The organism is Prevotella multiformis DSM 16608 (assembly GCF_000191065.1).
Taxonomy (GTDB): Bacteria; Bacteroidota; Bacteroidia; order Bacteroidales; family Bacteroidaceae; genus Prevotella; species Prevotella multiformis.
Genome location: NZ_GL872282.1, coordinates 389,426 through 400,891 on the forward strand (window position 1 = coordinate 389,426; position 11,466 = coordinate 400,891).

The 11,466-nt window shown below is 51.9% G+C and carries 8 protein-coding genes and 3 tRNA genes; 6 read left to right on the plus strand and 5 right to left on the minus strand.

From position 1 onward, the window contains the following. Position 1: 1 nt before the first annotated feature. Entirely contained in the window at positions 2–1,453 is a 1,452-nt protein-coding gene (locus HMPREF9141_RS01670) for an aminoacyl-histidine dipeptidase (RefSeq protein ID WP_007366670.1), read from the minus strand. Positions 1,454–1,531: 78 nt separating this feature from the next. Between HMPREF9141_RS01670 and HMPREF9141_RS01675 the strand changes: the two genes are divergently transcribed. From HMPREF9141_RS01675 to HMPREF9141_RS01700, 6 genes are all read left to right on the plus strand, one after another. After that, positions 1,532–1,726, plus strand: a complete 195-nt coding sequence (locus tag HMPREF9141_RS01675) for a hypothetical protein (protein WP_007366671.1) — start codon at positions 1,532–1,534, stop codon at positions 1,724–1,726. Between the two features lie 36 nt (positions 1,727–1,762). Next, positions 1,763–2,365, plus strand: a complete 603-nt coding sequence (locus tag HMPREF9141_RS01680) for an OmpH/Skp family outer membrane protein (protein WP_007366672.1) — start codon at positions 1,763–1,765, stop codon at positions 2,363–2,365. A gap of 362 nt (positions 2,366–2,727) precedes the next feature. Then, positions 2,728–2,815 (plus strand) — tRNA-Ser (locus HMPREF9141_RS01685). A 29-nt stretch (positions 2,816–2,844) separates the two neighbouring features. Beyond that, a tRNA-Glu gene (locus tag HMPREF9141_RS01690) sits at positions 2,845–2,916 on the plus strand. Between the two features lie 31 nt (positions 2,917–2,947). Next, a tRNA-Glu gene (locus HMPREF9141_RS01695) sits at positions 2,948–3,019 on the plus strand. 198 nt (positions 3,020–3,217) lie between these two features. After that, positions 3,218–4,984 carry a M6 family metalloprotease domain-containing protein gene (locus HMPREF9141_RS01700; RefSeq protein ID WP_007366673.1) on the plus strand — a complete coding sequence of 589 codons (1,767 nt, stop codon included), beginning with the start codon at positions 3,218–3,220 and terminating at the stop codon, positions 4,982–4,984. 490 nt (positions 4,985–5,474) lie between these two features. Here HMPREF9141_RS01700 and HMPREF9141_RS01710 read toward each other — a convergent pair whose 3' ends face one another. The 4 genes from HMPREF9141_RS01710 to bamG all read right to left on the minus strand — a co-directional run bounded on the left by HMPREF9141_RS01710 (position 5,475) and on the right by bamG (position 10,953). Next, positions 5,475–7,622, minus strand: coding sequence for a peptidylprolyl isomerase (locus HMPREF9141_RS01710; protein WP_007366675.1), 2,148 nt, complete (start codon positions 7,620–7,622; stop codon positions 5,475–5,477). A 101-nt stretch (positions 7,623–7,723) separates the two neighbouring features. Further along, positions 7,724–8,989, minus strand: coding sequence for a hemolysin family protein (locus HMPREF9141_RS01715; protein ID WP_040554134.1), 1,266 nt, complete (start codon positions 8,987–8,989; stop codon positions 7,724–7,726). A gap of 4 nt (positions 8,990–8,993) precedes the next feature. Continuing rightward, positions 8,994–9,644 carry an LPS export ABC transporter periplasmic protein LptC gene (locus tag HMPREF9141_RS01720; RefSeq protein ID WP_007366677.1) on the minus strand — a complete coding sequence of 217 codons (651 nt, stop codon included), beginning with the start codon at positions 9,642–9,644 and terminating at the stop codon, positions 8,994–8,996. Between the two features lies 1 nt (position 9,645). Continuing rightward, complete coding sequence (gene bamG / locus HMPREF9141_RS01725; protein ID WP_007366678.1) at positions 9,646–10,953, minus strand: BamG family beta-barrel-assembly machinery protein; 1,308 nt, start codon at positions 10,951–10,953, stop codon at positions 9,646–9,648. Positions 10,954–11,466 lie beyond the last annotated feature (513 nt).

An 11,466-nucleotide genomic window follows, 5' to 3' on the forward strand; every position in this document is an offset into this window, starting at 1 on the left:
CTCAATCAATATTCTTCAGAACGGCGAGCAGATGATCCCATACCATCTGCACGGTCGGAATGAGGAGACACTCGTCGGGAGTGTGGACATACCGGAGAGTCGGACCGAAGCTGATCATGTCCAGGTCGGGGTACTTCTCAGAGAAGAGACCGCACTCGAGCCCGGCATGAATGCCCAGCACCTGCGGCTCTTTCCCGAAGAGCTTCCGGTACTGCTCGACGGCGACATTGACCAGTTCCGACTTCGGGTTCATCTTCCACGCCGGATAACTGTCGTCGACGACGACCTCCGCTCCGGCCAGCTCGAAGCAGGCACGGACGGTATGGGTCATGTTCGTCAGGTTGCTCATCACGTTCGAACGCTGGGAAGAGACGACCGTCAGCGTGTGCTCTTCCGTCTGTACGCTGGCGACATTGCTCGAGGTCTCCACCATGTAAGCCAAGGCCTCGTCCTGGCAGTTCACCAGCGGCCCGTTGTCGACAGCCTGCAGGGCAAGGATGACGTTGTGAGAGACCTGCTTCGGCAGGACAGGTGCGGCAGCGGCACTCTCAAGATGCCAGACCATCGCCGTGTCGGTCACGTGGAACTCATCCTCAACGGCTGCACTGAAGATGTTCCAGTCGGCCTTGACTTCCTCCTTTCTGTCGGACGGTACGGCGAAGAGCACCTTCCCGTCACGGGGAATCGCATTGTGCATCTTGCCCGAGTTCCAACGGCTCAGCCGCAGGTCCATCTTCGCCTGCTCGGCATAGAGGAAACGGGCCAGGAGCTTGATGGCATTGGCGCGCTTCTTGTTGATGTCGTCGCCGGAGTGTCCGCCTACAAGGCCCTTCAGGCTTGCCTCCATGAAGAAACAGCCTTCCGGAGCCTGTTCGCGGTCGAACCGGAATGTCGCCGTCGTGCTGTTGCCGCCGGCACAGCTGACGAAAATCTGCCCCTCGTCTTCCGAGTCGAGATTGATCAGGTACTTCCCGGTCATGAAGCCTGCCTCCAGACCGAACGCACCGGTCAGCCCCGTCTCCTCGTCACGTGTGAAAAGACACTCGATGGGGCCGTGCTCAATGTCGTCCGAGTCGAGGAGTGCCAGCTCATAGGCCACGCCGATACCGTCGTCAGCACCGAGCGTAGTACCCTTGGCATGAAGCCATTCGCCGTCGACATAGGTCTGGATGGCATCCTTGTGGAAGTCGAAGTCGACATCGACCAGCTTGTCACAGACCATGTCCATGTGGCTCTGGAGCACGACCGTCGGCACCTTCTCCATGCCCTTCGTCGCCGGTTTCGAGATAAGCACGTTGCCGGTCTTGTCGACCTTCACGGCCAGTCCGCGTTCCTCCGCAAACTTCTGTAAATAAGCGATCATCTGCTCTTCATGCTTGGAGGGACGGGGTATCTGATTGATTTTCGCGAACTGCTCGAAGACACGGGCGGGTTTTAATTCTACGTTTGCCATTTTTAATAATATTTTATTTTGTAATCTTGCTGTTTTATATTACCTTTGCGGTCAATATCAATGCAAAGATAGAGAAAAATGTTTGTAACTTTATTGTACACACTGTTAATAATTGCTATTGCCATGCTGCTCCTTGGCGTGCGTGTGCTGTTCAGGAAAGACGGAGAGTTCCAGTCGCAGCACATCTCGGACAGCGCCTATCTGAAATCGAAGGGCATCCACTGTGTCATCGACCAGGACAAGGAGGCACGCAGGGAAAACAGAGCGTATTGAACAGACCGGAAACAATTAATCAAAAAACATACAGAAATGAAGAAATCATGGAGCAATATGGCCGTGCTCGCCCTGGCGGCATTCGCCTTTATTGCATGCAACAACCAACCGCAGAAGAACGATACGACAGCCGGAAAGAACGAGACGGCGACAAGCGCCCCGGCAGCAGGCGGGCAGAAGATCGCTTATGTCGAGATTGACTCCATCATGAGCCAGTACACCTACTGGAAGGATGTCACGAAGATCATCAAGGCCAAGGAAGCCAACATACAGCGCACTCTCGCCGGCAAGCAGAAGACAATCCAGGCCGCCGCCGCCAACTTCCAGCAGAACGTACAGGCCAACAAATACACACAGGCACAGGCACAGCAGATCCAGGCAAGCATACAGAAACAGGCACAGGACGCTGACGCACTGCAGCAGCGGTTGGGCGCGGAATACCAGAACGAGGTGGCAAAATACAACAAGGCTCTGTCTGACAGCGTGCACAACTACCTGAAAGCGTATAACAAGGACAAGAAATATGCCATCATCCTTGCCAAGAGCGGCGACAACATCCTCTATGCCGACCCTGCATACGACATCACCGGAGAAGTCGTCAAAGGTATGAACCAGGCCTACAAGGGGATGAAGAAATAGCGCGACAGACAGAATGAAGGGTTTTCTGCCGTGCAGCAGGAGACCGGCATACTGCGGGGGAGACCGTATCGGAAAGGGCATGGAAGAGACCGGATTCTGATACGGTCTCCTGTCATCTCCTCCCCCTGCCGTCGTCTCCGTCAGCACAGCCGTCTGCACATCCTCAGTACGTCGCGGCATTTCTGCAAGGAAACATACCTTCATACACAGCCGGCGCAGCATTGCCGCACCTCCAAAGGAAGAAACCTTTTTTCGGGAGGGCCGAGAAAAAGGCAGTAGAAAATTTTGAGGAATAAAAATAAAATACTACCTTTGCACTCGCATTTGAGATGATGCGTGGTAATTCGGTTGAAACCCTCTTTGGAAGGATGGGTGAGTGGCTGAAACCAGCAGTTTGCTAAACTGCCGTGCGCATTTCGCGTACCGGGGGTTCGAATCCCCCTCCTTCCGCTTTATCTCGTCAGAACTCAAATGTGTATGGTCGATTCATCTAACGGTTAGGATACAAGATTCTCAATCTTGGCATAGGGGTTCGATTCCCCTATCGACTACTCCCATCTTCATAAGAAATATTTTAACCAGGGTCGATTCATCTAACGGTTAGGATACAAGATTCTCAATCTTGGCATAGGGGTTCGATTCCCCTATCGACTACAGACAGGAAGTCCGGCTTTACAGCTGGATTTCCTCTTTTGCGACTCCCCACGGGGTACAAGATGGAGACTTCCCCCGATTCTTCATGATAAATGCGGAAATTCACAGAAAGTTTTTGTAAATTTGCAATCACTATATCCATCCACATCGTATTGAAAGTAAGACTACAATCATAAAAGAACGAAGAAGCGAAAACTGATGATGAAGAAAATTTTATTGTCGTGCTGCCTGGCACTGTGTACACTGGCGGCATGGGCGGCCAAAGCCAACCCGATACCTGTCACGGTGACACAGTCGGACGGGACACAGCTCACCGTCTACCAGTACGGCGACGAGCACTTCAGCTGGATTTCCACCGCTGACGGGACACTGCTGACACAGGTCGGCAAGGACTTTTATATCGCAGAGATCGGCAAAGACGGTACGCTGAAAGCAAGCGGACAGCTGGCGCACAACGACAGCCGGCGTTCGGCTGCAGAGAAAGAACTTGTCAGGAAACAGGGAGCGATGCGCAATGCCTTCTTCGACAGCATATCAAGACGACTGGACAAAGAGGCGAAGACTCGAGCTGTCGGCAAGCACACCCCACCCTACTTCCCGCACAGCGGAAGTCCGAAAGTACTGGTTATTCTGGCGCAGTTCAGCGACGTGAAGTTCTCTCTTCCCGACCCGGTGAAGAGCTTCAATGATTATTTCAACCACGATGCCAGCGCAGGACCTCTGCCGGATTACGGCAATAACGAGAAACGCAACTATGGCAGTGTGAGACAGTACTTCAAGGACATGAGCGGCGGACAGTTCACGCCTCAGTTTGTCGTTGTCGGGCCTGTCACCCTTCCCAAGGAAAGCAGCTACTATGGTAAGGACGGTACCAACAAAGACACAAATATCGGAGAGCTGATACACGATGCCTGCCAAGCCGTAGCAGGCAGCGTCAATTTCAGCGACTATGACGGGAACAACGACGGATACGTAGACCTTGTCTATGTCCTTCATGCCGGGTACGGACAGAACGCTTCCCCCAAGAACCCAGATTTTATATGGCCTAAATCGGGTACGACAACACCTTTCAAGATGGGTGGGAAAACAGTCTGCCGCTATGGGGTAAGCAATGAGCTGAACTACAATCCCCAATATCAGTTTCCCTCTGCCCCTTTCAAACGCATAAACGGTATCGGACTGTTCTGCCATGAATTTTCGCATACAATGGGACTGCCCGACTTCTATCCCTACAATGATGCTGCACAAATAGATGACCAGACCATGGAGCTCTGGGATCTGATGGACGGTGGAGAGTACACCGACAACGGTTACACGCCGACCCCCTACACTCCCTGGGAGAAAGATGTCATGGGATGGAAACCGCTCACAACCATTCAGGAGACTCCCCGGAAAATCACCCTGCACAAGGACGATGCGCTGAAAGTGCCGACCACCTATCAGAAAGAATATCTGATTCTTCACAACATTCAGAAAGAAGGGTGGGCTTCCAAACTTCTCGGACACGGAATGCTGGTGTACCGTGTCAACTACGAGCCGGAGACTGTCAATATGGATGACCACGTCAATGATACACCGGGAAAACCGGGTATGACAATCGTCCCGGCTGACGGGAAGCTGATTTCAAGTTACAGCGTGCATTCCAAAGAGGAACAGAAAAAATACTATGCCAGCCATGCGGGAGACCCGTTCCCCGGGACAAGCCATGTGGGCCAGATCGGCAGCATCAGACTGAACCACAGCACAGTGAACAAACCGCTCTTTCACATCACAGAAAACACGGACGGCACAATCACCTTCGAGTATCTCAAGGATCTGACAGCCGCCGGTATCAACGACATCACGACAGAGCAGCAGGGAACAGACAACCTCATCTATACGCTCGACGGCAGATTTGTCGGTACGGACCGGACCGTACTTCCTCCCGGCATTTACATTCAGAACCGGAAGAAGTTTGTGAAATAACAGGCAGAATTTCCTGTCCATCACAAAGCAGCCGCCTCCTGACAAAGGGAATTGTCAGAAGGCGGCTTTCATCAGTCTATCCCTTTCTACTTGCTGCAAAGAAACGGCAAGAAATTGATCAAGCAGGCGATTGCAAGCGCATACAGATTAGTGCCGGTATATTGTCTGGATGTATACCGGGAAATGTATGACAGGCTTGCCCGGTCAGTCTTGTGGATTTCCAGAACTTACTTTATAAACCAGGAAAAAAAGAAAATCAATGCAACCGGTAGACAGATTGATTTCCAAACATGACTTTCCCCGCCGCCTTTCCGGTCATCTCAAGTGGAAGTCCGTACGTAAGTCCGTAAGTCGCCGTCACTGCCGCCATACGATGACAGATCGTAAACAGCCTATAACATGAAAGTCGTGTAAAGTATAAAAAGAGACAGCAATTAAAAAAGCGGATATGCCTGAGCACATCCGCTTTATGTATAAGGTATCATTCCCGTTAGAAGAAGAGATACCGGTTGTCTACGACATTCGCCTTGAGAATGAGGTCCTGCATGAAGTTGCCGACCATCTGCATATTCTGCTGGGCCGTCTGCTGCATTACCATCAGCTCGTTGCACTTGGAACCGGCACGCATCGCCTTCTTGACAACCTGGAACACATACACGCCGGCATTGCCCTTTACAGGAGCTTTGGAGAACTTGCCGGCTGCTGTTGCTGCCACGGCACCGGAGAGTGCAGGCTCCACAGCACCTGTTGCCTGTACGAAGGCTGGAGAAGCAAAGGTAATCTGATTGACCGTGCTCACCTTGGCACCCTTGGCCCGGGCAGCGGCAATGCTGCTGACACCCTTGAGTTTCGCCATGAGCAGTTCCGCCTTCTTGTCTTTCATCACCTCGCGCTTCAGGATTTCCTTCACCTGGGCATCATCCCATGCACGGAAGCCCTGCGGATGGATGGCATTGAGGACGATTACCAAGAGATGGTCGTTGTCGCCACATTCATACAGTGGAGACACATCCCCCTGCTTGGCATCGAAGAGCCACTTGAGCGCATCCCGTGTACCATGGATGCCTGCCACATAATGCTCGGCGGTAGAGATGTCGTTGAGTGACTGCACACGATAACCGGACTTGGAAGCATTCTTCTCAATATCGTCGGCCGTCGTGTTCTTGGCTACAAACTCGGAGAACTTGTTGTAAGCGACGCTGCGAGTAGCCTTGGAGAAGTCGATGACCTTCTTGATGACGGCAGCGGTGGTCTTGGCGGTCATTGCCTTCTTGTCCAATACCTGAAGGATGACGTTACCCTGTGCAAGAGCTATGTTCTGAGTTGCATTTACATCACCGTTCAGCAGAGCGTTGATATAAGTCCGGTTGTCCTGACTCATGGTCGGAGCAGATTCATACTGCTGTCCGGTAAACCACACTTTCTCTCCGGTCTGCCCATAACGCTTGGCAAGCGCCTCGAAGTCGGCACCGCCTGCCAATGCCTTCTGGATAGAATCGGCCTTCGCACGTGCTTCGTCCGGTGTGTTGGCGGCAACCTGAATCTGACGGAACTGTACAGAGTCCGGCAGCTGCGCCTTTGAGAGTACACGGATGATGTTCAGCGTGTTGTCCTGCTTGTTCTCTGTCACACCGGTAGTCCCTACAGCAAGCGAGTCAATTCTTGAAGCTATGTCAGGGTACTGCCTGTAAGCCTTGCTGCTTACAGGGACACCGAGATAAGGGATTTCAGAACCGCTCTTGCTGATGACCATGGCCGGGTCGGCTGCTGCGGCGAGCTGTTTCTGAAGGCCGTTCATCTCCTTGACGACAGCATTGCGGTCGGCGGTGCTTGCCTTGATCTGATAGTCGACGAACTTGATGTCACGTGTCTCTACATTCTGCCGGAAAGCCGGTTTCAGCTCGTCATACTTGGCCTTGAGATCCGCATCTGTAATCTTGATGTCCGCGTCTTTTACCGAACTGTAACTCAGAGAGGCAAGCTGGACCTGACTTTCTTCATTGTTGTCCTTGAATGCCATCTTGGCCTCTGCCTTGTTGGAAAGCACGCAGCTGGCAAGCAGCGCCTGATACTTCTGGCCAAGGAGCTGCGTGCGGAGATTCTTCTCGATGAACAGCCAGTAGTCGTAAACCGTCTGCATCTGGTCGAGCTGGGGAGACTTCTCGGACTTCGCCTTGCTGTAGCCGTCCAGGAACTGCTTGAGCGCATTCACATCGAAACGTCCCGTCTGCTGGTTGACAAACGGTGTCTGCGCCAGCATCGGATTGGTACCATCGTTCAGTACATTCTGTATTTCCTGCTCGGTCACCGTCAATCCTACCTTCTCCGCATCGGCCTGCAGGACACGGTTGCTGACAAGCTGCTGCCATACCTGGTCCTTCACCTGGTTGAGTTCTTCCTCGCTAAGGTTGTCACGTTGCATGGTAAACTTGATCGCTGACTGGTATTCATCAATCAACTTCTGATAATCCTGGACACTGATCTTCTCGCCCAGGATCTCACCGATCTGCTGACGGGCCTCCCCCTTGATACCATTACAAGAACGGAAGCCTTCTTCAGCCAAGAACGCAAACAAGGCCAGACCGATAGCTGTAACCAGCAGACCTCCCTTGCTTCTGATTTTTCCTAATGCTGCCATTTTTAGATTTATTATTTGATTTTGATTTATTCCTTCAGTATGACAAATTGCCTACAAAAATACAAAGAAAAAGGCAAGTGGCATAATTTTTCATGCAGAAATTAGTCTGTTCCATTGACTTTCACCCGCACGAGTTCAATTTTGGTCATGGTATTCTTGACGATTTTGAATTCATATTTCCCTACGGTGATGATTTCGTTGACCTTGGGGAAACTCTGGTAGACGTGCAGCAGCAGCCCCCCGACCGTCATGTAGTCGTCGCTCTCCGGCAGATCAAGATTGAACATCTCGTTGACCTTGTCTATCTCCAGCCGGGCAGAAAGGACATATTCGTTGTCGGCAATCTGCTTGGCAACGTATTTCGTGTTGTCGTGCTCATCCTCGATATCTCCGAAGATCTCCTCGACAATATCCTCCAGAGAAACGATACCGCTGGTACCGCCAAACTCATCCACGACGACGCCGAGGCTTTTCTTCTGCTGCAAGAACACCTGCATGAGTTTCTGTGCCGGCATCGTCTCAGGAACGAACGGCATCTTGCGGATGTGGTCCTTCCAGTGTTCGGGCGACCGGAACATCTCGGAAGAATGGATATACCCTTTGATATGGTCAATATCCTCTTCATAGACGATGATCTTGGAGTTCCCGCTCTCAATGAACATCTGCTGCAGCTCTTCCAACGGACAGTTCTCTTCGACTGCATTGATCTCCGTACGCGGCACCATACAGTCGCGCACCTTCGTGTCCTGGAAATCCAGCGCATTCTGAAAGATCTTCACCTCGTCTTCAATATCATCTTCATTCTCCGCATTCTCGATAGAACTCTGCACAAGATAGTCCAGGTCGACCTTCGTGAACGTGCCGTCATCCTCTTTCTCATCCATCTTCACCCCCATCATGCGCAGGAGAATACGTGCAAGGAATGTGGCAAAGCGACTGATCGGCCATAGAATGATGAAAAAGAAATAAGCCAGAGGAGCGAAGAAGGTCAGCAGCCGGTTGGGATTGCTCTTGAACAGCGTCTTCGGCAGGAACTCACCGGTAAAGAGGATGACCAGTGTGGAGGAGAACGTATCCAACAGCACACGCAGGGCGGAATCAAAACCGCTGAAGAGCGTCGCATCAAAAATCTGTGCGAACAAGATTCCATAGACGACCAGCACGATGTTGTTTCCCACGAGCATCGTCGAGACAAATCCGTTGGGATTGTTGTAAAAGACGCTCAGACATTTCTGTGCAAGTCCGTCCTTCTCCTTGTCCATCTCTGCCAGAAGGCGGTTGCTGGACACAAAGGCGATTTCCATTCCCGAGAAGAATGCGGAAAGCACCATCGTAATCAGGATTCCTATGACTAAATTAATATCCAATGTTCTATCGTTGCGTTACTACAGGACCTTTCAGATTGTCCGTATGCGTTGTATCTATAGGAGCAAGCCTCCCGCCGGCACCAGCCATCAGTTCCTTGTCGGAGAAGATACCCCACCCCTTCGTCTGTCTTATCTCATAGTCGGTCATCTCCTCATCGCTCCGGAACCAGTTTCCCTCCAGCTCCTTGTCGGGGGTCCGCAGATGAGAATAGGAATGCGACCACATCTGATGATTGCGTTCATCCCAATACAGCTCGTTACTGTAGAAAGACAGCCCCTGTGCCGTAAGTATCCTCACCCGTCCGCGCAGTTCCCACCGGCGGTCCTGGTCGTAATATACGGCCGTATCGCACTGGACATACCCCACCACGTGTTTCTTCAGATCAAACTGTGTGAGCAGAATCCCTTTGTCGAACGTCCAGCGCGAAGGCCTCCTGTTCGTGTTGACTTCCCACTCTTCAGTGACAATCCTGTATTTTATCACGCCCGAATCGGATATGAGGGTATTGACCCCGTACGTCGTCATGACCGGGACGGAGTCGCGGTCGTGGATGGCCGGGGCGGTATGCTCATGCTCTTCCGAACAGGACTGCATCGCATGGCCCGTCACCGACAATGCAACCCAGATGAAGACTGTGTACAGGCCTGGACGCATCTTATTCGACCTTGAACTTTGCAAACCAACGCTCGTTGAAGGTCAGTCCGACATTGATGCGGAACATATTCTCTTTGACGAGACCGGTGACACTCTGGTTGACCCACTCAGCACTGATGTTCAGCAAGCTGCGGTTGTTATAGCCATTGACAATGGGAATACCGACGCCGAAGCTGGCCGACAGCTCGCGCGGTCCGTCCTTTCCGTTGACCTTCAGATACGGACTGGCATAGCCTACGCCTGCCCGATAATGCATCCGGCTGAAAAAGCCCCGGTACCGCTCTCCCTTGCAATAGTCGCCGCCGAGCGTGAGCTTCCGGCGGTCGTTGAACAGCCCGTTGACAAGACTGTAACTGGTGGTACCGCCGACGGTATTCAGCTGCGGATAAGCGACCTTCGACCACTTCTGCAGCTGATAATCAACTCCAACCTTCAGGTTGTTCTTGTAATTCCACATCAGACCGACCCCGAAGGTGTGGGGAAGCTCAAGTGCCTTTGAAACGACATAGCGGGTCGTATCAGAGACGCTCGTCTGTGAGTTTGTGGAAATGACGTTACACTCCGGCTCTGCATCGAGCTTGTGCCCGAGTGAGTAAGCAAGTCCCAAGGTCAGCTCGTTCTTCCTGTCCAGGACATACGTATATTGCAGACCCAGGTCCAGTTTATAGCTTTTCACCTGTGTCGTATAGTTCTTCGACAAGGTGTTGACATAGCTGTCGCTGTATGTGTTCTTAAAACTACGGTTCAACGTCCCCCACAGATACGAGATGTTCGCTCCGAAGGCAAAACCCTTGAACGGCTCCCATCCGGCTCCCAAATAAACCTGATGCAGACCGCCGCTGCCACTGTATATATTAGAGTAGGTGGCATTGGGGGATGACGTACTCGGGAAGGCATTGACATTCTTCGTGTTGCTGAAGTTGTAACCGACATTCGAATAAGGCAGGATGCCGAAGCTGACACCCACGTGCTTGAAAGCGCGGAACGATGCGACGACATACTCTATATCGGCATTGTGCGCATTCACCTTGCGACCGTTTTCTTCAAAGTTAGTCAATTGCAGACTGATTCCCGCATCGAAAAGGAATGAAAGAGAATCGACAGCGGCATAAGAAGCCGGATTCATATAGTTCACCTGGTTATGCTCATGGAAACCGTATGCCACCCCGTTCATGCCACGGTTGAATCCCGTTGCCTGGGAGGACAGCAGACCCAGTCCGTACTGGCTATAAGGAGAATTTGTCCCGCTCTGTGCGGAGGCCTGTGCGGCAAGCCCTGCAAGAAGTGCGGCTGCAATTATCTTTTTCATTCGTTGTCTGTTTCTGATTCTGACTGTATATCTGAACAATATAATGGCGCAAAGTTATTAAAAAAAATCAATATAGCAGCAGAACAACAAGGGATTTTGCTATTTATAAGACTTCTTTGTGCCATTTATTAAGTCAGGTGTCTGTAATCGGCAAAGGCCTGCACGGACATTCTCCCACGGCTGCCTCTCCCCATCGTTCTGCCCGGCAGGAAACCCGACAACACATCTGCAGGATGCCTGCCTGGGAGGCAGATTGATACAAAGAATTGACTGTTATCCTTGTCAGCAGCTGTCCGACATGAGCTTTTCAGAACACGCTTCAAACAGAGTCCACCTATCAGTACAAGTCAGACCGTAGAACATTCAGAACCTGCCGGCAATCCGCCCGGCATCCTCCTTCATTCTTCCATACGCCACCCAGACTGCAGGTCCGACAGCCGCAATCGGCACGGACGACAGATGGCAGCGGATCCATGCGCCGGAAACGTTCCCTTGCGGACGGACCTGTTTGAC